This window comes from Thioflexithrix psekupsensis (genome assembly GCF_002149925.1).
Lineage (GTDB): Bacteria > Pseudomonadota > Gammaproteobacteria > Beggiatoales > Beggiatoaceae > Thioflexithrix > Thioflexithrix psekupsensis.
Genome location: NZ_MSLT01000023.1, coordinates 489568 through 514919, shown reverse-complemented (window position 1 = coordinate 514919; position 25352 = coordinate 489568). Strand labels below are relative to the sequence as shown.

The window sequence follows — 25352 nt, the reverse complement described above, 5'->3', positions numbered from 1 at the left end:
CTATGGGCGTATTAGTCGGACGTGCAGCACCTGATTTTACTGTTCCTGCGGTATTAGGAACGGGCGAGATTGTGAATGAATTTACGCTCTCCGAAGCGATTAAAGGGAAATATGGTGTGGTTTTCTTTTATCCTTTAGATTTCACTTTTGTTTGTCCTTCAGAATTAATTGCTTTTGATAAACGTTTAGCGGCTTTTAAAGCGCGTAATGTTGAAGTCATTGGTGTTTCTATTGACTCTCATTACACGCATAATGCGTGGCGCAATACTCCTGTCGATAAGGGTGGCATTGGCCCCGTGGGTTATACTTTAGCTGCGGATTTAACGCACAATATCGCCAAATCTTATGGCATTGAAACGCCAGATGGTGCGGTGGCTTATCGCGCTTCATTTTTAATTGATAAAGCGGGTGTCGTGCGCCACCAAGTGGTGAATGATTTGCCTTTAGGGCGCGATATTGACGAGATGTTGCGTGTGGTTGATGCGTTGCAGTTCTTTGAAGAAAATGGCGAAGTTTGCCCCGCAGGTTGGAAAAAAGGCGCGCCCGGCATGAAAGATTCGCCCGAAGGTGTGGCCAGCTATTTGGCACAACATGCCTCTGAATTGTAATTTTATTTAACGGTTTATTTAGCAAAAATACCCCACATTAGGCGAATTAAATTATCGAATAATGTGGGGTTTATTTATGGGGATTTTCTCATGTCCACTGAGCGATTAATTGTCTGCTATATTTTGGCTTATCGCCAGCCGAATTATATTAGAACCATGACGCTATTAAAAGGCTTGCAACAAATTCCTCATATTCGTTTAATCACTGCGATTAATCGTTACACGGGAATGTGGCGTTATGTCGATACGCTATGGCAATTAATTAAAATTCGTTGGAAATATAATCCAGATTATTATTTATTGGGATTTAGGGGGCATGATATTTTTTGGTTGGTGCGTTTAATAACCGCCGGCAAACCGTTACTATTTGACAGCTTAATGTCGCCTTCGGCAGCCTTAATTGATGAGAAAAAACAAGGTGAAATGGGAGTTTTATTTGGTAAATTATTATCGGGAGTAGAAAAAGCCATTTTACACCAAGCCGATATTATTTTAACCGATACCTCATTACATGTAGAATTTTTTAGCCAACGTTTTAAATTACCGAAAGAAAAAATACACGCTATTTCAGTCGGCGCAGATGAAACTTTACCGATTATCAGTGAAAAGAAAAAAGAAGCCCAATTTCATAGTCCATTTCAAGTATTATTCTATGGTTCTTTTTTGCCATTACATGGTGTGCCTATTATTTTACAAGCGGCTGCTATTTTAAAACCATTTCCAATTCAATTTACTTTTATTGGTGGGGGTAAAAAGGAAGTTGATTATTTACAACAATTGTCTTTGCCGAATATAACTCATATTCAATGGGTGGATTTTCCTGCTTTATTGCGCCATTACGTGGCTAATACGGATTTAGGTTTAGGTGGCCCTTTTGGCAACACGCCGCAAGCCCAGCGGGTCATTACGGGTAAATCTTTGCAATTTCTGGCGGCGGCTAAACCAACAGTGATTGGACAAATCGCTGAATATTCAGGATTTATTGATAAGCACAATTGCCTTTTGGTCAAGCAGGGAGAAGTAGAATCGCTGGTGTCAGCGATTCTTTGGGCGTATCAACATCCAGAAGCCTTAAAAGACGTGGGGCGAGCGGGTTTTAATTTATATCAAGCTCGATTTTCTACCGTGTGCATTGCGCGACAATTAACGCCTTTATTGGTTAAAAAATGATTCCTTATTTTCCGCCTCGTTATTTATTTCGTCGTTATGAAATTTTGCGCCATATTCGCCCTGCTGAATCTTTTTTAGAAGTGGGTGCGGGCGGATTGGCTTTATCGAGTGAATTAACCCGTTATTTTAAACAAGGTCATGCCATTGATTTTTCTCCAGACATTGCGGAGATTTATCGACAATTACCTGATAAAATTCGAGAAAAATTAACGTTTCAATATGGTGATATTTATCAATTATCGCCAGATAAAAAATATGGTTGCATTATTGCATGTGAAGTGATGGAACATGTCGAAGATGATGTGCAATTTTTACATATTTTAAAATCGTTATTAACGCCACAAGGTCAATTGATTTTATCTGTACCTGCGCGGATGAAATTTTGGACAATTCATGATGATATTGTTGGGCATTTGCGACGCTATGAAAAAGCAGAATTGATACAATTAATGCAGCGAGTTGGGTTTGAGTCGGTAAAAATAATGGCTTATGGTTATCCGTTTGTGAATGGTTTGCACTTTTTACGCGCTTTATATGCGAAAAAACAAGCGGTCATTAAACAACAATGGACAGCAGAACAACAAACGCAGCACAGTGGCATTCATCATGTGCCAAGCTCTTGGAATATTTTGGGATTGTTCGTTAATCCTTATACTTTTTTACCCTTAAATTGGATAGCGCAATTATTTAATCATTCTGATTTATCAGAAGGGTATTTGATCATTGCGCAGGTAGAAAAAAAGCCATAAAGAAAGCATCAATCAAACCGTTTAATACGCATTAAAATAAACGATATGAATTGATGCTCGCGGGGCGCAGACAGCCGATTACGTCGATTATTTGCAAGAGGAAGGCAATAAATGGACTGGAATGGGATTAGTAGCACCATCAGGAGTACACAACCACGATCCGGTATTTTGCTCATAATACATCCGCAGCGAATGCCCACCCAAATCAGGATCAGCACCGCCCATCGTGGCTTCTACATAATAATTGCCCGGTGTCCCCCCAGATACAACACTTTCTACATACAAGCCTTGTGTTTTGCCGCCAACTTGTTCTACTGTTGGCCACGTTCCCCACGTGGTGTAGTAATCCATCATGGGCAGTTTTAAGCCCGCCATCAAATTCATCGCCTCTGCCACTTTGGAACGGCGTTGGTAGTCGGTATACAACGGAATGGCAATACTAGCCAATACACTAATCGTCAATACCACCAGCATTAATTCGATAATAGACATCCCCAATTGCTTTTTCATAAACACCTCCTGAAATTAAGTGATTCCAAATTAATCACCGCTTAACTGCGTAACGGGACTGATTAAGCCATTTCAATGTATAACAGTATAAGCGAATAAGGTTAGTTTTTCAAATCTTAAATCCATTAATTGTCATTTTTTTCAGACAACCGCATCATGTGCCACAATCAATACCCTATTTAGTATTCTATCGAATTCTGGCTGATTTTTAGGGAAAATGCAAGGGGGCTAGTCCATTTTTATGTCTTTAAATTAAAGATTTCCCCAAACATTCGCATCAAGATAAAAAGTCAGTTATTGAATATTCTTTAATGACTATTTCTGCTTGATGATCACTGGCTAAATAACAAGAATAATAAGGAAGTTTTAAGGCCAATGATTGCACAAACCAAATGTGACGATCAATCTCTACTTGTCCCGCTGGATTTTCTTCAATACGGGCTAAATCAATGCCTAAGCCGCGTCCATCGGCTTTGGCTACACTCTCTTTTAGTGTCCAAAATTGATAAAACAAGGGTAAATTATTGGTTTTTTTTTGCTGTAAACTGTGCCATTGTTGCGCGGTAAAAATACGTTGAAATGATTCAACTTCTAAAGCACGATGATATTCTATATCAATACCTATTTTTCCCGATAAACTAATCGCACAAATAGCCGCATGTTGGCTGTGAGATAAATTAATGTCGAATAAAGGTGATAATTGTGGGCGTTGATGCGGTTTTGTTGGATATTGCATTAATAAGTCGGGAGAGAAACCATTTTGTATTAATGCTTGTTTTAATAATAATCGACTCAATAGACTATTTTGCCGATCCGACCAATTGACATAACGCAATATAGGCGCATGTAAAAATTCGGGGATTTGTTGAATTAAACGCGCCCAATTGTTAGATAATAAAATCTGGGGATAATGACAATAGAATATATCAATTTTCATTGTATTGTCTTAGAAAAAAAATCACTCCAATAAATTTCATAAAATGGATTCACTGGAGTGATCAATAGACGGCAAAGTAGAGAATTATTTGGCGTTGTTTTGCATTGTGCTTGACCAAGTAGAAATAGCCGATTTTAAGGCTTCTAATGTGGTCAGTGTTTGCATGGTGTGGGACTTCATTTGCGCTTGCAATTCGGTGAACATTTTGGTTTGTGCAGCGACTAAATCTTGGGGATTTTTCGCGTCTTTGATGGCATCTAAATAAATGCGGTTGGTTTCCACATAGGTATTTAATAACGCCGTTTGTTGCTCAACGAATTTGGTCATGGCATTATTGCCAATTTCGCCCAGTTCTTTTACAGAATCGGCAGAACTATTCAAGTTGACCATGCCCAGTTGTTTTTGCAACAAGGTATTGAAGGCTTGGGTATTGATTTCGCGGAATTCTTTAGCAGATTCCACTGCGGCTTTAATCACATCACCCAAATTCTTGCTGTTGAATTGGTTGTGGATCAGTTGGCTCATTGCTTCTGCATTTGCGCTGGTCATTTGTTGCAGGGCATCGACGGCGACTTTACTCATTTCCGTCCACTGCTTGATCACATCATTTTGCATCTCTATTGGCTCTCCTAATTAATGCGGCTCACCATCCGACATGACGATTTTAAAAAAAACCTTTATAATGCCCGTCAGACATTCACTGCTTATTCTTAACAAAAGCAGTGTGTTTATTATAAAGAAAATTTGACTACTGTGCTGAATTTTTTACCTTATTTTTTAATTGTGATTTCATCTGCACTATGACCACTTATCCGGCTGCTAAAATTGGTTTTATTTCTTTGGGCTGTCCTAAAGCCACGGTGGATTCTGAGCGTATTTTGACGCAATTGCGCGCACAGGGGTATGAATTGGGGGCAGATTACCAGTCGGCCGATGTGGTGGTTGTGAATACATGTGGTTTTATTGATGCGGCCATTGAAGAATCGCTGACCACAATTGGCGAGGCTTTGCGCGAAAATGGGCGGGTTATCGTCACGGGTTGTTTGGGCGCACAAGGCGAATTGGTGAAAAATACCCATCCCCAAGTGTTGGCGGTGACGGGGCCGGATGCCTTGTCCGAAGTCATCGCAGCAATACATGAAGTTGCGCCACCGCGTCCTGATCCGTTTGTCGATTTGCTGCCGCCGGGGGGATTAAAATTAACTCCGCGCCATTATGCGTATATTAAAATTGCAGAAGGATGTAATCAAAAATGCAGCTTTTGCATTATTCCTCAGATGCGTGGTGAATTACGTAGTCGTGGGATTGGTGAGGTGCTGAACGAAGCAGAGCAGTTAGTGAGTGCGGGCGTGCGCGAATTGTTGATTGTCGCACAAGATACGGCGGCTTATGGGGTGGATACGCGCTATCGTTTGGATTTTTGGCAAGGTAAGCCGTTGAAAACCAGAATAAAAGAGTTAGCCACACATTTGGGAACATTGCCTGCGTGGACTCGTTTACATTATATTTATCCTTATCCCCACGTGGATCAATTGGTGGAATTAATGGCCGAAGGTGTCATTTTGCCTTATCTGGACGTGCCGTTGCAACATGCCAATCGTGCTATTTTAAAAGCCATGCGTCGTCCTGCCGACAGTGAAAATATGTTAGAAAGAATTACAAAATGGCGATCAATTTGTCCCGATTTAATTATTCGTAGCACTTTTATTGTGGGTTTTCCCGGTGAAACCGAAGTGGAATTTAACGAATTATTACACTTTTTAGAGCGGGCGCAATTGGATCGGGTAGGTGCATTTGCTTATTCTCCCGTTTCAGGTGCAGCGGCCAACGCCTTGCCGGGTGCTGTTTCCGAAGCGGTGAAACAGGAACGTTTAGCTGCTTTTATGGCAGTGCAAAGTGATATTAGTGCGGATCGATTGGCGCGACGAGTTGGGCAGCAATTACCGGTTTTAATTGATGAGATCAATGACGATCATTTAATTGCGCGCAGTTATGGAGAAGCTCCTGAAATTGATGGTGTGATTGTTGTGCCATTAGAAGATGGCATTGAAGGCGTTACTGTGGGTGATTTTATCGAAATAAAATTGACGCATAGTGATGAACATGATTTATTTGGTGAAATCATTTGGGGAGATGAAGCATAAATTAGATTTCACGTTCATTTACCCGCTAATTATTCGATTTTAAACTATCATGACTTCTCATTTACAAGGTTTTTCTTACGATCATCATCACATTCCTAAAATTGGCATTTTATTGGTCAATTTAGGCACACCACAAGCCGCAACCACTAAGGAATTACGGCGTTATTTAGGTGAATTTTTATGGGATTATCGCGTAACCGAAACGCCGCGGGCGTTATGGTGGTTAATTCTGCATGGGATTATTTTGCGCAAACGGCCGGCGCATTCTGCAAAAGCCTATCAACGGGTGTGGACGGCAGAGGGGTCGCCGTTATTGTGTATCAGTCGAGCGCAGGCGCGTGATGTACAAACGGCATTGCGCGCACGTTATCCTGCGCCCGTTCATGTGGCTTTGGGAATGCGCTACGGAAAGCCGTCTATTGCTGACGCTTTAGAAGAATTACGCGAAAATCAGGCGCAGCAAATAGTGATTTTACCGCTTTATCCGCAATACGCATCACCGACTACGGGATCGACATTTGACGCAGTGGCACAGGTTTTAACCCGCTGGCGTTGGATTCCTGATTTGCGTTTTATCAGTCATTATCACGATCATCCGTCTTATATCAATGCCTTAGCGCAGGAAATTAAAAGTTATTGGCAACGTCATGGTCAAGGTGATCGTTTACTTTTTTCTTATCACGGTATTCCAAAACGCTTTTTTCTCGCGGGCGATCCCTACCACTGTGAATGCCATAAAACCTCGCGGCTGGTCGCAGAAGCATTACAATTATTGCCCGAACAATGGGAAGTGTGTTTTCAGTCGCGTTTTGGACGAGAAGAATGGTTAACACCTTATACCGATGAACGGGTTAAAACGCTCGCTAAAGAAGGGGTGCCGCGCATTGATGTGGTGTGTCCGGGGTTTTCAGCGGATTGTTTGGAAACTTTAGCAGAAATTAATGAAGAAAATCGCGCTTATTTTCTGGAAAATGGCGGGCGTTATTTTCATTATATTCCTGCTTTAAATAACACGCCTTTACATATTGAAGCCTTGACGGATATTGTGTTAAATCATCTGCAAGGATTAATGACCAAAGGAGCGTCCATTCTCAGCACAGAAGCCGATGCGAGAATGGCGCAAATGCAGCAATTAAAAGATCGTGATTAATTTCTAATTTTAATGTGCTGTGCGTCGATACCATGGCAGTAATAATACCATCATAATAACGACTAAAATATAAAAACGTTCATGCCATAATTTCTGTTGTTCTTGGCGTTGGGCATCGGGTGCGGTGTTGGCGCGGACGCGATCTAATAACGCACTACTTTCTTGTGGGTGAAAAGTCGATAATTGATAAATGCCTCCGCCTGCGCTGGCTAATTGTTTTAAATTAAATTCATTTAATGCCGATGAAACAGGCTCGCCTTTTTCATTTTGTAATCGGCCATTTTGTCCGCGAGGGGATGGGACTAAATCGCCTTCCGTCGTGCCGATGCCTAAGGTATGCACTTGAGCAGGCACTTTTTTTACTTCCACCAAGCCGTTGGCAAAATCCAGTTCACTAAAATCACCATCGGAAATTAACAGCACATGCTGGTATTGTGCTTCACCCGACAACCACGCGCTGGCTTGCTCCAATGCCAAACCCACTCGACTGCCCTGCACAGGCAAGGCCCCAATGTCAATATTATACAAAAGATGGCGAATCGTATTATAATCATCCGTGAGGGGAGAGACCAAATGGGCTAAACCCGCAAACACCACCAAACCAATTTCTAACTCACTGGGTTCGCCCAAAATATCCTCAATTTCTTGCAATGCCCGCTCAAATCGAGACTCGTCGCCCGGTAAATCGCGCACCCGCATCGATTCGGATAAATCTAAGAGAATCAATAGGCTGGCACGTTGTCGAAACACATCCTGCATTGCGTAATCCCAACGCGGCCCCGCCAAAGCCAACACCCCCAAGAACCATAAACCCGTCCAATACCATAACCAAGAATGCGTTTGTGCGCTGCGGGGTTTTTTTACCAAAAGATAGGGCAATAAGTGTGCAGCCGCAAAATGTTCTATTCGCTTGAAATGAGTCGCGTGACGATAATTTAACACAATGATAAATAAAGGAATTAATCCTAGTAATAACCATAAAGGTTGCGCAAAATGAAACTCATCCATTTTAAACAAAACTCCTTTTTTTGTGAGATCAAATTGAGATAGAGTCAATCAATGTCTTAACTTTGCCAAATCCCCACAAAATGTGCGTTTGCACAAAAATAATGTTCTAAAACAAGGAGAAAAACCGATTTATAGGGATTTATCCTGATAGGCAAATCTGGATTTATCTGTTAATTTTGAGTGAGAAACTGCCGTCTTTTGTGTGTTTAACGATGTTTCATACTGATTTTGAAAAGATGGCAAAAATGACAAGATGAACGAAATAAAAAAACCCTTATTCGCTCACCGCGGGCAAAATAAGGCAAAGTACGCAAATAACGTCATCTTTTCAAAAAAAACGACAAGAAATCACCAAAGTCGCCTACGTTTAGCTTTCAAATGCTGTAGAAAGGCGATTTCGCGTATTGAGGAGCCATCATGAACGCACTTGCCTACCCGATTAACCCTACACCTGCCCCGATGGGGTCTTTTCCCGCGTCCAAAAAGACGGCGGCGCGTCACGAGCCATCGACTCGTCCATCTTATCTGTTTTTGCGTCATTCGCCCACTATCATTCCTATTGTGCTGGACATTGAGGCTTCGGGCTTTGGTGCGGGGTCTTATCCGATAGAAATAGGTGCGGTATTGCGTTCGGGGCGTAGTGTCAGCTATTTGATTCGTCCAGAGCCTGAATGGTTACACTGGAGTCCTGAAGGTGAAGCCACGCATGGTATTCGGCGCGAGCAATTAGAGCGTGAAGGTTTGCCCGTGCGTTACGTGGCGCAGGCTTTGAATGAGTTGTTAAAAGGGGAAGTGGTTTATACCGATGCGTGGGGGGTTGATTCCTCGTGGTTGTCGCTGCTTTACGAACATGCGGGCATGAATCGCGCTTTCCGTTTGGAATCGCTTAACCAAATTATGAAAGAAAAACAATTTGATATTTGGGAAGAAACCAAGCAACAAGTCATTCAAGAATCCAATCTTCACCGCCATCGTGCTGATACCGATGCGGTGATTTTGCAAAAAACATTTTTGCGGAGTTTTTGGTAGGGATATATCCCATTTTGTCTGAATCAGAATTTATAGAATTGAGGAATAAATTAATGTTGTAAATTCAAAAATTCTGTACATTCTGATTCTGATTAAAAAAACAGCTATTCTGTGATTAAGGTGCGCTGTTTTGTGCCTCAAAAGTCAATTTAAACAAACCCACCTCTTGCGCCGCTTCCATCGCCCGAATCACCGCTTGATGTGGCGCATCGCCGTCTGCACTAATCATGACCGTTGCTTCCGCGCTTTGTTGTGCTTTCATTTGTGTTAAAACCTGTACCAAAGTGGTCAAACGATTGTCGATTAATGGCGGGCTATCATTAACCGCATATTGACCTTGTCGATCCACCATAATGCGAATGAGTGCATTCGATGTGGCTTTCTGTTCTGTGGTGGCTTCGGGTAAATTAATTTCTAATTGCGATTGGCGATTAAAAGTTGTGGTCATTAAAAAAAACACCAATAATAAAAATACCATGTCAATTAATGGTGTTAAATTCATACGCAAACTTTCTCGACGAGATAAACGACGCAGTTTCATGAATTCGCCTCACGATCCCCATGCAACACATCAATTAATTTTAACGCTTCTTGCTCCATTGCGACCACTAAAGAATCCACTAATCCGCGAAAATAACGATAGAAAACAAAAGTGGGAATAGCTACGGTTAAACCTGCTGCGGTGGTGATTAATGCTTCTGCTAATCCGCTAGACAATACCGTAGGATTTCCCAAGCCGCCTTCCCCCACCGCCGCCAACATGCTAATAATCCCTGTCACCGTGCCTAATAAACCCAGTAATGGTGCAATTTCAGCAATCGTTCCCAGCGTGTTTAAATAACGCTCTAATTGATGCACCACTTGATTGCCAATTTCCTCAATCCCTGCTTTCATCATTTCGCGGTCATGGTGCATATTGGCCAGACCTGCGGCCAGAATTTGTCCCATCGGAGAATTTTTACGCAACAATTCTAAGTGCTTCTCATCTAAGCGTTTATCGCTGTTACTTTTCACCCATTGCCACACTTGTGCGGTGAGATTTGGTGGAATTACGGCACGTCGCCGCAAACTCCAAAACCGCTCCACAATAATCGCCAGCGATAACACCGAACATAATAAAATCGGCCACATCACCCAGCCACCGCTTCGAATGATTTCTAACATAACCCTTTAATCCTTAAAAAAACAAAATACTAAAAGATGATGCCTATTGATAAAAATAAACATCATCAAAAAATAATTAACGCGACAAGCGATATACAATAAATCCCGTACTGACTAAAATGCCTAAATAACCCATTAATCCTGTATCCCAATTATTTTGCCACTGCAACGCTTCCCAAATGATTAAACTGCCCCACAGTGAAGGAAAGTTCGTCAAGAAAAGCAGCGACAATAACATCCCCAAAACACCTAATAATAAATTTTCAACAGGACGTTCACAATCTAAAGGACACCAACCCGTGTGAGTATTAAGCATATAATCTAATGATAACTTATTTGCACCCTGTATTAAAATAATCAATAATAATAATCCCCAATAAAAATGCGCCACCAAATTGGCATAACCCACATCATATAAATAAGCCTGATGTGCATAAATCGCCATCGCATTAAAAACAAAAAGAATCAATGCCGCTAATCGAGTGCTTAAACCTAAAACCAATAATAGCGGTAAAATTAATTCAATTGCTGTGGCTAAAAGTGCCGCAAAAAAAGGTGATAAAAAAGGCACTTGATATTCTCGTTCAAACAAGCCTAATGTGGTCTCCCAACTTTGCACTTTAATCAAACCTGAATTAAAGAAAATATAACCTATCCATAACCGCAAAAATAAATCCAATAACGGAATTAAATAGGCAGAAATCATATTAAGACGCGAAAAATAAGCCCCTTGTGGCGTGGAAGTGAACATCTGCTTTCATCTCCTTGATGAGGGTAATAAAAACGGTTATTTTAGAGAATTGGACGTTAAACTGCAAAGCATCTATTTTTGCTAAAAATACTTTATAATGGAGAGGGTTTCATTCACCACACTACTTTTAGCCCTTAACACGCTGATATTATACTTAAATACTGGATTTTTTTAGTATGAACAGACTGGCTCATTCTATCGAATTGCTTCCTTTGTCGTCCGTTATTTTATGTGTTACGGATAAAGCAGGACAGATTCAACAATATACCACAGGATTTATCCATCATTTTGCGGTGCAACAAGTGTCACCTGTGCAAGATTTTTTTGCCCTGATTCACCCGCAAGATCAAGCCTTAATTCAGCGTGTTTTCAATGAATTATCACATGGAGGACGGATGGAGTTAGCCTGTCGCTGTCGTTGTGAGGCGGGCTATCTGTGGATTGATTGGGAGGTGGCGTGTATCAATCAACAGTGGCATTTTGCCGCGCAGTCTATTCATGAATCATTTACCGATAATACGGTGTTGCGCGATGCGGATCGTTATCGCAAATTATTCGAGAACAGTCATATTGGTATTTTAATTGCTAATCGGGATGGTTTTCCTGTTTCGGTAAATCCTTATTTAGAGCATTTATTAGGCTATACTGAGGCAGAATTTTGTAAAATGCCTTTTACGGCATTAACGCATCCTGAAGATGTAGAATTTAGCCTGCGTTATTTTGAAAAATTAACGCTGCAATTAGTCGAACATTACGAAATTGAAAAACGTTATTTACATCGAAATGGTCAAGTGATTTGGTGTCAAGTGGCGGTCACGCGGATTTCTATGCGCGATGGTGATTTTCAATGTCTGTCTATGTTTCAAGACATTAGCGAGCGTAAACGCATTGAACACACGCTACGAGAGCGTGAAGAGCGTTTTAATTTAGCGGTGCGCGCTTCTAATGATGGCGTATGGGATTGGCATATTCCATCGGGAAAAGTTTGGGCTTCTTTACGTTGGCTGCAAATGTTAGGTTATGGACAAGGAGAATTAAATCTAACCATTACGACTTTTTACGAATTATTGCATCCCGAAGATAGAGATCATGTGAGAAAAAATATTGAGAATTATTTAGAAGATGAAAATGATCGTTATGAGGTCAGCTTTAGATTGCGCCATAAGCACGGGGGTTATCGCTGGATATTATCGCGGGGAACGGGCGTTTATGGCGAAGATGGGCAGTATATTCGCATGGTCGGCACGCACACGGATATGACCGCACAAAAAGAAGCCGAACAAGCCGAACAAAAAGCCCGTGAATTCTTAGATCGAATTGTCAATACTATTCCTATTCCTGTTTTTGTAAAAGATGAACAACATCGTTGGATTTTAATTAACCAAGCCTTTTGCAATTTTTTTGGTTATTCTTATGATTATTTAATCAACCAAACCGATTCTTTAATTTTTTCTCAAGAAAAAGCCCAATATAATTGGGAGCGAGATAAGAAAGTGTTGCAAATGGGATACAGCAACACAGAACAAATTGAATATGAAACGCAGCACGGTAAACGCATCGCATTAAGCACTGAAACCCGCTATATTGATCAGCAAAATAATGCTTATATTGTTGGTGGTATTGTTGACATTAGCGAATTAAAACAAAAAGAAGCCGATTTGCAAAAAGAATTGCAACGCAATCAATTATTTTTTAGTACCTCTATGGATGGTATTGCTATTTTTGATGCCCAAGGCCATTTGCAACAAGTCAATCGTGCTTATTGTCAAATGCTAGGTTATGAAGAAAGCGATATTTTACGCTTATCATTAGCCGATTTAGAAGCACATCATTCTTCTGATAAAGTCGCAGCTCATATTGAAAATATTAAAAAATTAGGTTCGGATCGTTATGAAACGCAATTAAAACATTGTCAAGAGCATTTGGTCGATGTAGAAATAAGCATTACTTATGTGCCATTCAGCGAACAAGAAGGGATGTTATTTAGCGTCACTCATGATATTTCTCAACGTAGAAAAGCCACGCAAGAATTAAAACAAGCCAAAGAAGCCGCTGAAACCGCAAATCAATCAAAAAGCCAATTTTTAGCCACCATGAGCCACGAAATTCGCACGCCCATGAATGGCGTTATTGGCATGACTGATTTATTACTATCGACCGAATTAACGCCACAACAATTAGATTATGTGCAGACTTTGCGCAGTTCTGGTGAAAGTTTATTAACGATTATTAATGATATTTTAGATTTTTCTAAAATCGAAGCAGGAAAATTAGTTTTAGAAAATCTACCTTTTAACTTAAATATGTTGATTGAGGAAGTGATTCATTTATTCGCACCTTCGGCGGATCGTAAAGGCATTGAATTATGGTATAAAGTACCGTCATTAACGTGTTTATTAGGTGGCGATCCCAGTCGATTACGGCAAATTTTAATGAATTTATTAGGCAATGCGCTTAAATTCACAGAACAGGGTGCAGTTTCTTTGCGCATTAGTGAACAAGCGCGTAGCCGACATTTAATTTATTTAAAATTTGAAATTAGCGATACAGGCATAGGCATTGCCGAAGAAGAAAAATCACGTTTATTTCAACCTTTTTCTCAAGCGGATAATTCCACCAGCCGCCGTTATGGTGGTACGGGATTAGGTTTGGTGATTGTGCAGCGTTTGGTGGAACTCATGGAAGGAGAAATGGGTTTTTCTAGCGTGGTGAATGAAGGCAGCCATTTTTGGTTTACTTTACCGTTAATGCTGACTCGCAAACAATTACCAGAATTAGTGCATGAAACATTAAAGAAACATCGCATTTTAGTGGTTGATAATAACGTTAAATTACGGGAATTATTTACCGAGCAATTCAATGAATGGGGAATTGCCAATACCACCGTTGAAGACAGTCCCAGTGCTTTGCGTTTATTGCGGGCAGCTATTCAAACTGAACAGCCATTCACGATTGTTTTATTAGAAAAACAAATGCCCTTTATGGACGGTGATGCGTTAGCGCGCATTATTCGTGCAGACAGTCGTTTTAATTCCTTAAAACTTTTAATGTTGACGCGAATTACTCAACCGCTGAATCAAGAATCTCTCAGCCGTTTACAAGGATACATTACCAAACCCATTAACTTTCAAAAACTGCATGAGCAATTGTTAAATTTGGAAGAAAAAACACGGATTAAATCAGAAATTATTGTTGCTTCTCATCCCGATAAAATCACTCAACCCTCAGTGTATCAACACCATAAAAAAATGAGAGTATTATTGGTAGAAGATAATCTAACCAATCAAAAAGTGGCGCAATTGATGTTAAGCAAATTAAATTGCGAGATTACCATTGCGAATAATGGGATTAGAGCCTTAAATTTATTGAAAGAAAAGCATGATTTATTCGATTTAGTTTTTATGGATTGTCAAATGCCAGAAATGGATGGATTTGAAGCCACAAAAGCGATTCGAAATTATGAACAATTAAAACAACTCCCCCCTATTCCTATTATTGCACTCACAGCCAATGCAATGGCCGGAGATGCCACACGCTGTAAAGATGCAGGCATGGATGATTATTTGAGTAAACCTGTGAAATCTGAAGACTTAAAAACAGTGATTCTCTCTTGGGCAAAATAATGTTAAAATAGCTTATTTATTAACTAAATGTAATCGAAAAACACCGCAATCATTGCGGTGTTGTTGCTTTTAATTTATTTCATGCTTTAATATCGGGAATTTGCAATATGTCATCGGATTTAATTACGCCTCTTGATGCGCCACATTTTGATCACAGCCACGATGACGATGATGTGGAGACATTAGACAACACTGCATTAAGTCATTATGCTGTGATTCGCCGTAATGGACAATTAACTGCATTCGATGCCAATAAAATTGCAATGGCAATGACTAAAGCCTTTTTAGAAGTAGAAGGTTATTCAGCCACTCGCTCTACTCGAATTAAACACACGGTTAAATCCTTGACTGAACAAGTGGTGCAAAAATTAATGGCACAGGTTTCTACGCATCAAAAAATTCATATTGAAACGATTCAAGATCAAGTGGAATTGGCCTTAATGGCAGCAGGAGAACATAAGGTGGCACGCGCCTATGTGTTGTATCGAGAACAGCACGCAAAAATCCGCGCTGCAACGGCACAAAAGCCCCTTATTCACGTCAAAAATGCACGCGGTGAGATTTTGCCCTTAGATGAGCCAAAAATTGCGCAGCGCGTGGCTCAAGCCTGTCGTGATTTAAGCGATGTGGATGTGGATGTAATTATGCAGGCCAGTTTTAGAAACTTATATGATGGCATTGCAGAAGAAGATATTAATCAAGTGTTAATTATGGCGGCTCGTACTTTAATTGAAAGTGAGCCGAATTATTCTTATGTGGCAGCGCGTTTATTATTAGACGATTTACGCCGAGAAACGTTTACTCAAATTCATATCGGTATCGCTGAAGAAATCACGGCTGATATGATGAATGAATATTATGTCGATTATTTTCAGGCTTATATTCATTACGGAATAGAACGGGAATTATTAGACCCACGTTTAGCGGAATATGATTTAACCCAATTAGCGGCTTGCATTAAACCTGAGCGGGATTTGCAATTTACTTATTTGGGATTGCAAACCTTATATGATCGTTATTTTTTACATTGGGATCAGGTTCGTTTTGAATTGCCACAAGCCTTTTTTATGCGCGTGGCGATGGGTTTGGCTTTGAATGAATCGCAGCGAGAACAACGCACCTTAGAATTTTATGATTTGCTGTCTCATTTTGATTTTATGAGCAGTACGCCCACTTTGTTTAATTCAGGCACATTACGCCCGCAATTGTCCAGTTGTTTTTTAACCACGATTCCTGATGATTTAGAAGGTATTTTCGGTGCCATTAGAGACAATGCGTTATTGCAAAAATGGGCAGGTGGTTTGGGCAATGATTGGACTCCTGTGCGCGGAATGGGATCGTTAATTAAAGGCACGAATGGACAATCTCAGGGTATTGTGCCATTTATGAAAGTGGCTAATGATACCTTAATTGCGGTGAATCAAGGCGGTAAAAGAAAAGGCAGTGGCTGTGCTTATTTGGAAACGTGGCATATTGATATTGAAGAGTTTTTAGAACTGCGTAAAAACACAGGTGATGAACGTCGCCGCACGCACGATATGAACACCGCAAATTGGATTCCTGATTTATTTATGGAGCGGGTGCATTTAGATCAAGAATGGACGCTGTTTTCTCCCCATGAAGTGCCTGATTTGCATGAGCGTTATGGCGATGATTTTAAAATTGCTTATACGCAATATGAACAAATGGCAGCTGAGGGTAAAATTCGCCTTTCTAAAAAGGTATCTGCGGTGGGTTTGTGGCGTAAAATGTTGACCATGTTATTTGAAACAGGACACCCTTGGATCACTTTTAAAGACCCGTGCAATATTCGCAATCCACAACAGCATGTTGGCGTGGTGCATAGTTCTAATCTTTGTACAGAAATTACTTTAAATACCAAAGCCAATGAAGAAATTGCGGTGTGTAATTTAGGCTCTATTAATTTGGTCGCGCATATTAATGAACAGGGTCAATTAGACGAGGAAAAATTAGCACGCACGGTGCAAATTGCCATGCGAATGTTGGATAATGTGATCGATATTAATTATTATTCGGTCAGCACGGCGCAAACGGCTAATTTACGCCATCGTCCTGTGGGTTTGGGTCTCATGGGTTTTCAAGATGCGCTATATCGTTTGCGCTTACCTTATGCCAGTGAAGCGGCCATTGAATTTGCGGATTATTCAATGGAATTTATCAGTTATCAAGCCATTTATACGTCAACCTTATTGGCAGAGGAACGGGGTTGTTATTCTACCTTTAAAGGTTCTTTATGGAGTCAAGGTATTTTACCTATTGATAGTTTGCAATTATTGGCGCAATCTCGTGGTCATTATTTATCGCTTTCTTTGGCGCAAAGATTAGATTGGAATGGTTTGCGGGAGCGCGTAAAAACAGTGGGAATGCGCAATTCTAATTGCATGGCAATTGCACCCACCGCCACTATTTCTAATATTTGCGGTGTGTCGCAATCTATAGAACCTGCTTTTCAAAATTTATTTGTTAAATCGAATTTGTCGGGCGAATTTACGGTGATTAATTCATGGTTAGTTGCTGATTTGAAAAAATTAGGGATTTGGGATGACGTGATGGTGAATGATCTCAAGTATTTTGATGGACATTTAGCGTCCATTGCGCGCATTCCTGATGACATGAAACGGCTTTATCAGACCGCTTTTGAAATAGAATCTAGCTATTTAATCGAAGCGGCAGCGCGACGACAAAAATGGTTAGATCAAGCGCAATCCTTAAATTTATATATGGCGCAACCTGCGGGACGTAAATTAGACAGTTTATATAAATTGGCGTGGATTCGCGGTTTAAAAACGACTTATTACTTACGCACTTTAGGCGCGACTCACGTGGAAAAAAGTACGGTGAATTTACCCAATTATCAACAGCCAATGGAAACATTGATGTCACCGAATTCGTGTAATTTAGATGGCGGCGAATGTGAAGCCTGTCAATAAGTGATTATTACCGTAATGAGATGCGGTTATTTAAAACCGCATCTGCGATTAATTAAGCCAATATCTTAGGCAAAATTAGGATTTAATGCGCCGATTTCTCTACACCAATTTTTCACTCTGGCTTTAATTAAAAGAGAGACGGCGCGGGCTTGTTCTAAACGTTCTTCTTCTGTGCCTTGAAATTGGGAAGGATCGGGAAAACTCCAATTAATGCGCGTGGTGACACCGGGGAAAATGGGGCAGCGTTCCGCGCTGGTTTCGTCACACACTGTCACCACGTAAGCATAAATACGGCTGGCTTTGAACAACTCGAATACGCTTTGGGTTTTTTTCTGGGAAATGTCAATGCCCACTTCTTGCATGGCGGCGACGGCCAGCGGGTTAAGCGTGCCGGGTTCGATGCCTGCGCTTTCGGCAAAAAATTCTTCACTGCAAAAATGGTTAAACCATGCTTCTGCCATTTGGCTGCGTGCGCTGTTGTGAATACAAACAAATAAAACGCCTTTTTTACGCATACGAGTGTCTCCTACGGGTTGTGATATTTATATATATGGATATTCAGATATAATCTTGCCATATTCTTGATTTTGTCACAAGTGTGTGATCATTTTGTGACAGGCGTTTTTTTATCCCTGCTTTAATCGTTATAATAACGGATTTCTTTTAATTATTTCTTAGGATTATTTTATGTTATTTTCTCCTTTGACAGCGATTTCTCCTATTGATGGCCGTTATGCCAATAAAACCGCTTCATTACGCGCTATTTTTAGTGAATATGGTTTAATTCGTTATCGGATTTTAGTAGAGATTCGTTGGTTGCAATTTTTAGCCGCACAACATGAAATTCCTCAAGTGCCTGCCTTATCTGATTCTGCACAGAATTTATTAAATCAATTAGCGGATAATGTGACTCCTGAGCAAGCCCAGCGGGTAAAAATGATTGAATGCACCACGAATCATGATGTAAAAGCAGTCGAATATTTTTTACGCGAATCCATTAGTGAACACGCAGAATTAGCGGCTATTGGCGAGTTTTTACATTTCGCTTGCACCTCAGAAGATATTAATAATTTGGCTTATGCCTTGATGTTGCAAGAATCGAGAAAAACGATTATTTTGCCGCAAATGCAAGCGGTCATTGCGGCATTAAGCGAATTAGCTCAACGTTACGCAGAAATTCCCATGTTATCGCGCACGCATGGCCAGCCCGCTTCTCCCACAACTTTGGGCAAAGAAATGGCTAATGTGGCTTATCGTTTACAACGCCAATATCGTCAAGTGGCAGCGGTGGATTTATTGGGTAAATTCAATGGTGCCGTGGGTAATTACAATGCGCATTTCTCGGCTTATCCTGATGTGAATTGGCAATTATTAAGTCAAACATTCGTGCAGCAATTAGGCTTAACATGGAATCCTTACACCACGCAAATTGAACCTCATGATTATATTGCAGAATTATTTGATGCGATGGCGCGATTTAATACGATTTTAATTGATTTTTGTCGAGATATTTGGAGTTATATTTCTTTAGGTTATTTTAAACAACGGGTGGTTCAAGGTGAAATTGGATCATCAACCATGCCGCATAAAGTAAATCCTATTGATTTTGAAAATGCAGAAGGTAATTTAGGCATTGCCAATGCGTTATTTGAACATTTAGCGGCCAAATTGCCGATTTCTCGCTGGCAACGCGATTTAACCGATTCTACCGTGTTGCGCAATTTAGGCGTAGGTGTGGCGCATACTTTAATTGCTTATGAATCTTGTTTAAAAGGAATTGGTAAATTAGAAGTGAATGTAGCTGCTATTGAAGCCGATATTAAAACCGCTTGGGAAGTGTTGGCAGAACCGATTCAAACGGTGATGCGTCGGGATGGCGTGCCGAATGCGTATGAAAAATTAAAGGAATTAACCCGCGGACGAGGAATTGATCAAGCCCGTTTGCAGGCATTTATTTTAGAATTGCCTTTGTCAGAAACGGAAAAGAATCGTTTATTGGCTTTATTGCCAGAAACTTATCTGGGTAATGCGGTGGAACAAACGCAGGCTTTAACCGATTTTTTGCAGCAGATTTAAAATTTTTCTCATATCTGAGCAAACAATTAAAGTAAATGCGAAAGTGAGCCATAAAAATTGCTTGCCAAAAGGGGGAGAAATCGTTTAAAGTCCAATGGTCTGTTATTTTTAACCTTTCATCCACCACACTTTAACCGTTTTCGCTCGTGTCATGTTTATGCGCAGACCTCGTCAAGTCACTTTTATTCACCCTCGACATCGTCGCCCTTACTTCTGGATGATTTTGCCCGGTGTGGCACTGATGTTGGTGTGGTGGCTGACGACTTCCAACGCTTCTCTCTATGAGCCTGATAATCAAGAAAAAATTCCCCCTGTTGCTTCTCCAGAAGCGCAGGTGACGGTGGTTTCAAGTTCTCGTTTAGCGGCACATTTAACGCCAGTACCGACCATTGACGTTCCCGATTGGTTAGAAATTACCATTAAAGCAGGGGATACGCTGGACGGTTTATTTCAAGAATATCAACTGAATCGCGATCATTTACAATCCATTTTATCCTCTGCGCACCGCTCCCATTTTCAATCCCTACCGGCCGGACATTATCTCACCGTGCATACGGATCAAGAAGGTCATATTAATGAGTTAATGTTGGAACTGAATTTTGATGAAGAGTTATACGTTAGTCGTGAAATGACGGGGTTCAGTAGTCAAATTCGCGCGCGTCCTGTCAAAACACGTCTGATTCGTACCGAAGCAATCGTAACTCATTCTCTGTACGAAACTGCCAAAAAACACCGTATTCCTACTAATTTTATCACAGAAATGTTGGATATTTTTCGCTGGGATGTGGATTTTGCGCGCTCGGTGCAAGCGGGTGATGTATTGCGTGTGGTTTACGAACAGCGCGAAAATGACAGCCAACAGCAGCAAGCTGGCCCTTTGTTAGCCGTTGAGTTTATCAATCGCGGGCAATCTTACCGTGCAGTGCGTTACATTGATCCGACGGGACATATTTCATATTATACTCCCGAAGGTCAAGGATTACGCAAAGCTTTTTTGCGTAATCCCGTAGAATATGCCCGTTTAAGTTCGACTTTTGGACAACGCCGCCACCCAATTTTAAATCGTTTCAGACAACACAACGGGGTTGATTACGCCGCGCCCACTGGGACTCCAGTGATGGCGACTGGAGAGGGGACGGTGAAAACGTTAGAAAGACAACGAGGTTACGGGCGGGTGATCGTTCTCAGTCACGTGGGCGGCTACCAAACGTTGTACGCGCACTTGTCCAAATTTGCGAGCAGTTTGCGCGTGGGCGATAGCGTACAACAAGGACAAGTGATTGGTTATGTGGGGAGAAGTGGGCTGGCAACGGGATCACATTTGCATTACGAATTTCATGTGGATGGAGTACATCATGACCCATTGACGGTCAAACTTCCTCATACGCTTCCCTTACCTGAGTCGCAACAGGCGCATTTTTTCCAACAAATTCAACCCTATCTTGCCCAACTTGACCCCACATCTAACCGTCTAGCAAGCCATCAAAGTCCCGTGCGTTACAATAAACCATTATCCGCACAAATATACCAAAATTAGGACATTATTATTTTCGTTTAGGTGCTTATTTAAAATCTAAAAATCCCGCGGTTAAAACTGCGGTAAATAACGCCCGTAATCGACTCATACCCAATTCTAACGCCATTTCAATATCGCTCATGCTAATTTCACTGTTATTACCGCGTCCTGCAGCGGGATTAGCCACGACGGCACAAGTGGCATAACATAATTCTAATTCGCGGGCTAATGCAGCTTCGGGCATTCCCGTCATTCCCACCAAATCGCAACCATCTCGCTCCATGCGATTAATTTCTGCAATGGTTTCTAAACGCGGGCCTTGCGTTGCGCCATAAACGCCTTGGGCATGTACAGTGAAAGGAAGTGATTTTGCAGCGTCTAATAAATAGCGGCGTAATCGCTCACAATAAGGTGAAGAAAAATCGATATGTTTTAAGTGATTCATTTGTTCTGTGGGGCTATTAAAATCACTAAAAAAAGTATGTTCTCTTGACCAAGTATAATCAATTAATTGATGCGGAATAACCAAATCACCCACTTGCATTTGGGGATGAATGCCACCAACAGCCGCAGCCGCAATGATCGTGTTAATGCCTAAACTTTTTAAAGCCCAAAGATTAGCACGGTAATTAATTTTATGAGGTGGGATGGTATGTCCTGCGCCATGTCGCGCTAAAAACGCCACCGCACAGCCATGATAATGTCCATGCAAAATAGGCGCGGAAATCGCGCCATAAGGCGTATCTAACACCTGTCGATGGGTGATTTCTAAACCGTCAAGTTGTGTTAATCCTGTGCCACCAATAATGGCTAATTGAGTTTGTGTGCTTGTCATTTTTGAGGTGAAATTTTAAGTGAGATTCGTGGAATCGTTTAGAATAGGGGTTGTTACATCAGATCGACGATCTGCTGATTATTTTAGCTCAATTGTGAGCGTTATTGACATGAGTCGTTAAATAAAGATATTCAGCTTGCTGCAATAAAGACACAAAACATTTTGCATTTAACTCTATTTTTTCGATTTAAAACATGACAGATATTATCCAATTACGCGGTGTGCGCACGCATAATTTAAAAAACATTGATCTTATTTTACCGAGAAATCGTTTTGTGGTCATTACGGGTTTATCGGGTTCGGGCAAATCGTCGTTGGCTTTTGACACCTTATATGCGGAAGGGCAGCGGCGTTATGTGGAATCGTTATCGGCTTATGCGCGGCAATTTTTATCGGTGATGGAAAAACCCGATGTGGATCATATTGAAGGCTTATCGCCTGCGATTGCGATTGAACAAAAATCCACTTCACACAATCCGCGTTCTACAGTAGGAACGGTGACAGAAATTTATGATTATTTGCGTTTATTATTTGCGCGCATTGGCACGCCGCATTGTCCCGTACATCACCTGCCATTACATGCGCAAACCGTTAGCCAAATGGTGGATCATGTTTTAAGTTTACCCGCAGAAAAACGGTTTATGTTACTTGCGCCAATCGTGCGAGATCGTAAAGGGGAATATGTTGAATTATTTAAACAATTACAAACACAAGGCTTTATTCGCGCTCGCGTAGATGGGCAACTCATTGATTTAGATGAACCTCCGACATTGGATTTACACAAAAAACATACTATTGAAGTGGTGATTGATCGCTTTAAAATTAATCCTGATTTACGCCTGCGTTTAAGCGAATCTTTTGAGATGGCATTGCGTTTGGGAAATGGTCTGGCGATGGTGGTGGGAATAGACGAAGAATCAGAAAAACATCCGTTAATTTATTCCGCACATTTTGCGTGTCCAGAATGCGGTTATAGTGTCAGTGAATTAGAGCCGCGATCTTTTTCTTTTAATAATCCGGCGGGCGCGTGTCCGACGTGCGACGGTTTGGGTGTAAAACAATTTTTCGATCCGCAACGTATCGTCACACATCCAGAAAAAAGTCTGGCTGAGGGTGCGATTCGGGGTTGGGATCGGCGCACGCCTTATTATTTCCAATTACTAGAATCTTTACAACAACATTATCAATTTAATTTAAACACGCCTTTCAATCAATTAACCGATTCATTACAGCAATTAATTTTATACGGCAGTGGAGAAGAATTAATTAGTTTTACTTATCAAAGTGAAACGGGCAGCGTTTTTTCGCGTAAACGTCCCTTTGAAGGGATTATTAACAACATGGAACGCCGCTATCGTGATACTGATTCGCAACAAGTGCGCGAGGATTTGTCACACTATCTCAGTCAACACCCCTGTCCCACGTGTCACGGCACGCGCTTAAACGAGTCGGCGCGTCATGTTTTACTGGAAAAACACAGCCTGCCTGACATCGCTCGTTTGTCGATTCATCGCGCTCATCAATTTTTACAACAATTACAATTCACAGGACAAAAACAAGCGATTGCTGAGAAAATTTTAAAGGAAATTCAACAACGTTTACAATTTTTAATCAATGTGGGTTTAGATTATCTCAGTTTAGATCGCGGTGCGGATACCTTGTCAGGGGGCGAGGCGCAACGGATTCGCTTGGCCAGTCAAATTGGTGCAGGATTGGTGGGTGTGATGTATGTGTTGGATGAGCCGTCAATTGGATTACATCAACGCGACAATCAACGTTTATTGGAAACTTTATTGCATTTGCGCGATTTAGGAAATACAGTAATTGTAGTAGAACATGATGAAGAAGCGATATTAGCCGCGGATCATTTAGTGGACATTGGCCCTGGTGCGGGCGTTCACGGTGGTTACATTGTCGCACAAGGCACTCCCGCCGAAGTGATGGCAGAGCCTAAGTCATTGACAGGACAATATTTATCCAGAAAAAAACGGATCGAAATTCCACAACACCGTGTCCCGATTCAAGCCGATAAAATGTTGCGTTTAATCGGCGCAACAGGTCATAATTTAAAAAACATTACTTTAGAATTACCGCTGGGTTTATTGGTCTGCATTACTGGTGTTTCAGGTTCGGGCAAATCGACATTAATTAATGACACATTATATCCTTTAGCCGCGAATGAATTAAATGGAGCGCGTTTGTCATGTGCTAATTATGAGCGAATTGAAGGCTTGAATTTATTGGATAAAGTCGTGGATATTGATCAAAGCCCGATTGGTCGCACGCCGCGTTCTAATCCTGCGACTTATACGGGTTTATTTACGCCCATTCGAGACTTATTTGCAGGCACTGCGGAGGCGCGTTCACGGGGTTATGCGGCGGGGCGTTTTTCTTTTAATGTGAAAGGGGGGCGTTGTGAGGCGTGTCAAGGGGATGGCGTGATTAAAGTGGAAATGCACTTTTTACCTGATGTGTATGTGGTGTGTGATGTGTGTCAAGGAAAACGTTATCATCGAGAAACGTTAGATATTTTATATAAAGGAAAAACGATTGATGATGTGTTGCAAATGACGGTAGAAGATGCCTTGCATTTTTTTGAAGCGATTCCTTCTATTGCGCGCAAATTGCAAACCTTAATTGATGTGGGATTGTCTTATTTAAAGTTGGGTCAAAATGCAGTGACATTGTCGGGTGGCGAGGCGCAGCGAGTGAAATTGGCGCGGGAGTTGTCAAAACGAGATACAGGAAAAACGTTATATATTTTAGACGAGCCGACTACAGGATTACATTTTCATGATGTGGTGCAATTATTAAAAGTTTTGCATCGCCTACGCGATCACGGCAATACGGTGGTGATTATTGAACATCATTTGGATGTGATTAAAACCGCGGATTGGATTATTGATTTAGGCCCCGAAGGCGGCGAAAACGGCGGCAATATCATCGCATCAGGCACACCCGAACAGGTGGCGGAATTGGCGCATTCTTATACGGGGCAGTTTTTGGGGCGGGTTTTGGGGGGAGAAAAATGATATACAAAAAGATAGGGTTCATCTCGTTTCCACAAGCCTTGTGGCAATGTAGTCAAAATAACCCGCAGAAGGTATACTTTTGTCTGAATCAGAATTGAC

The 25352-nt window shown here is 41.2% G+C and carries 20 protein-coding genes; 11 read left to right on the top strand and 9 right to left on the bottom strand.

Translation table 11 applies throughout. The features are described from left to right. Positions 1–2: 2 nt before the first annotated feature. The 3 genes from TPSD3_RS14865 to TPSD3_RS14855 all read left to right on the top strand — a co-directional run bounded on the left by TPSD3_RS14865 (position 3) and on the right by TPSD3_RS14855 (position 2527). Positions 3–608, top strand: a complete 606-nt coding sequence (locus TPSD3_RS14865; protein WP_086489324.1) for a peroxiredoxin — start codon at positions 3–5, stop codon at positions 606–608. Between the two features lie 90 nt (positions 609–698). Continuing rightward, a complete protein-coding gene (locus tag TPSD3_RS14860) occupies positions 699–1778 on the top strand; it encodes a glycosyltransferase (protein ID WP_086489323.1) in 1080 nt (359 codons plus the stop codon). After that, complete coding sequence (locus TPSD3_RS14855) at positions 1775–2527, top strand: class I SAM-dependent methyltransferase (protein WP_086489322.1); 753 nt, start codon at positions 1775–1777, stop codon at positions 2525–2527. The genes TPSD3_RS14860 and TPSD3_RS14855 overlap by 4 nt, the downstream gene beginning before the upstream one ends. A gap of 87 nt (positions 2528–2614) precedes the next feature. Here the strand turns inward: TPSD3_RS14855 and TPSD3_RS14850 are convergent, their stop codons facing one another. The 3 genes from TPSD3_RS14850 to TPSD3_RS14840 all read right to left on the bottom strand — a co-directional run bounded on the left by TPSD3_RS14850 (position 2615) and on the right by TPSD3_RS14840 (position 4589). Further along, the gene (locus TPSD3_RS14850) at positions 2615–3037 is read right to left on the bottom strand and encodes a pilin (RefSeq protein ID WP_086489321.1); all 423 of its coding nucleotides are present in this window, start codon (positions 3035–3037) and stop codon (positions 2615–2617) included. A 277-nt stretch (positions 3038–3314) separates the two neighbouring features. After that, positions 3315–3974, bottom strand: coding sequence for a 4'-phosphopantetheinyl transferase family protein (locus TPSD3_RS14845; RefSeq protein ID WP_086489320.1), 660 nt, complete (start codon positions 3972–3974; stop codon positions 3315–3317). An 84-nt stretch (positions 3975–4058) separates the two neighbouring features. Next, complete coding sequence (locus TPSD3_RS14840; RefSeq protein ID WP_086489319.1) at positions 4059–4589, bottom strand: phasin family protein; 531 nt, start codon at positions 4587–4589, stop codon at positions 4059–4061. A 185-nt stretch (positions 4590–4774) separates the two neighbouring features. Between TPSD3_RS14840 and rimO the strand changes: the two genes are divergently transcribed. Together rimO and hemH are read left to right on the top strand one after the other, a co-directional pair. Then, positions 4775–6118 carry a 30S ribosomal protein S12 methylthiotransferase RimO gene (gene rimO / locus TPSD3_RS14835; RefSeq protein ID WP_086489318.1) on the top strand — a complete coding sequence of 448 codons (1344 nt, stop codon included), beginning with the start codon at positions 4775–4777 and terminating at the stop codon, positions 6116–6118. 49 nt (positions 6119–6167) lie between these two features. After that, positions 6168–7268, top strand: a complete 1101-nt coding sequence (gene hemH, locus TPSD3_RS14830; protein WP_086489317.1) for a ferrochelatase — start codon at positions 6168–6170, stop codon at positions 7266–7268. 9 nt (positions 7269–7277) lie between these two features. On the opposite strand, the gene TPSD3_RS14825 is transcribed toward hemH, so the two are convergent. Continuing rightward, positions 7278–8276 carry a VWA domain-containing protein gene (locus TPSD3_RS14825; protein WP_086489316.1) on the bottom strand — a complete coding sequence of 333 codons (999 nt, stop codon included), beginning with the start codon at positions 8274–8276 and terminating at the stop codon, positions 7278–7280. Positions 8277–8693: 417 nt separating this feature from the next. Here TPSD3_RS14825 and TPSD3_RS14820 point away from each other — a divergent pair, with 417 nt between their 5' ends. Next, positions 8694–9305, top strand: coding sequence for a 3'-5' exonuclease family protein (locus tag TPSD3_RS14820; protein WP_217884470.1), 612 nt, complete (start codon positions 8694–8696; stop codon positions 9303–9305). Between the two features lie 115 nt (positions 9306–9420). Here TPSD3_RS14820 and TPSD3_RS14815 read toward each other — a convergent pair whose 3' ends face one another. From TPSD3_RS14815 to TPSD3_RS14805, 3 genes are all read right to left on the bottom strand, one after another. Further along, complete coding sequence (locus TPSD3_RS14815; RefSeq protein ID WP_086489315.1) at positions 9421–9846, bottom strand: ExbD/TolR family protein; 426 nt, start codon at positions 9844–9846, stop codon at positions 9421–9423. After that, positions 9843–10469, bottom strand: a complete 627-nt coding sequence (locus TPSD3_RS14810) for a MotA/TolQ/ExbB proton channel family protein (RefSeq protein ID WP_086489314.1) — start codon at positions 10467–10469, stop codon at positions 9843–9845. Before TPSD3_RS14810 ends, TPSD3_RS14815 begins: the two co-directional genes overlap by 4 nt. Before the next feature lie 76 nt (positions 10470–10545). Beyond that, positions 10546–11220 carry a DoxX family protein gene (locus TPSD3_RS14805; protein WP_086489313.1) on the bottom strand — a complete coding sequence of 225 codons (675 nt, stop codon included), beginning with the start codon at positions 11218–11220 and terminating at the stop codon, positions 10546–10548. Between the two features lie 176 nt (positions 11221–11396). Between TPSD3_RS14805 and TPSD3_RS14800 the strand changes: the two genes are divergently transcribed. Further along, positions 11397–14843: a PAS domain-containing hybrid sensor histidine kinase/response regulator gene (locus tag TPSD3_RS14800; RefSeq protein ID WP_086489312.1), complete on the top strand. Its 3447-nt coding sequence runs from the start codon at positions 11397–11399 to the stop codon at positions 14841–14843. A 107-nt stretch (positions 14844–14950) separates the two neighbouring features. Continuing rightward, the gene (locus TPSD3_RS14795) at positions 14951–17794 is read left to right on the top strand and encodes a ribonucleoside-diphosphate reductase subunit alpha (protein ID WP_086489311.1); all 2844 of its coding nucleotides are present in this window, start codon (positions 14951–14953) and stop codon (positions 17792–17794) included. 65 nt (positions 17795–17859) lie between these two features. Here the strand turns inward: TPSD3_RS14795 and TPSD3_RS14790 are convergent, their stop codons facing one another. Continuing rightward, complete coding sequence (locus TPSD3_RS14790) at positions 17860–18309, bottom strand: arsenate reductase ArsC (protein WP_086489310.1); 450 nt, start codon at positions 18307–18309, stop codon at positions 17860–17862. A gap of 172 nt (positions 18310–18481) precedes the next feature. Here TPSD3_RS14790 and purB point away from each other — a divergent pair, with 172 nt between their 5' ends. Both purB and TPSD3_RS14780 read left to right on the top strand, forming a co-directional pair. Further along, entirely contained in the window at positions 18482–19870 is a 1389-nt protein-coding gene (gene purB, locus TPSD3_RS14785) for an adenylosuccinate lyase (RefSeq protein WP_086489309.1), read from the top strand. Between the two features lie 151 nt (positions 19871–20021). Next, complete coding sequence (locus TPSD3_RS14780; protein WP_086489308.1) at positions 20022–21407, top strand: M23 family metallopeptidase; 1386 nt, start codon at positions 20022–20024, stop codon at positions 21405–21407. A 25-nt stretch (positions 21408–21432) separates the two neighbouring features. Here the strand turns inward: TPSD3_RS14780 and TPSD3_RS14775 are convergent, their stop codons facing one another. After that, positions 21433–22221, bottom strand: coding sequence for an S-methyl-5'-thioinosine phosphorylase (locus TPSD3_RS14775; protein WP_086489307.1), 789 nt, complete (start codon positions 22219–22221; stop codon positions 21433–21435). A 194-nt stretch (positions 22222–22415) separates the two neighbouring features. On the opposite strand from TPSD3_RS14775, the gene uvrA reads away from it, so the two are divergent. After that, on the top strand, positions 22416–25253 hold the full coding sequence (gene uvrA, locus TPSD3_RS14770; RefSeq protein WP_086489306.1) for an excinuclease ABC subunit UvrA: 2838 nt from the start codon (positions 22416–22418) through the stop codon (positions 25251–25253). Positions 25254–25352 lie beyond the last annotated feature (99 nt).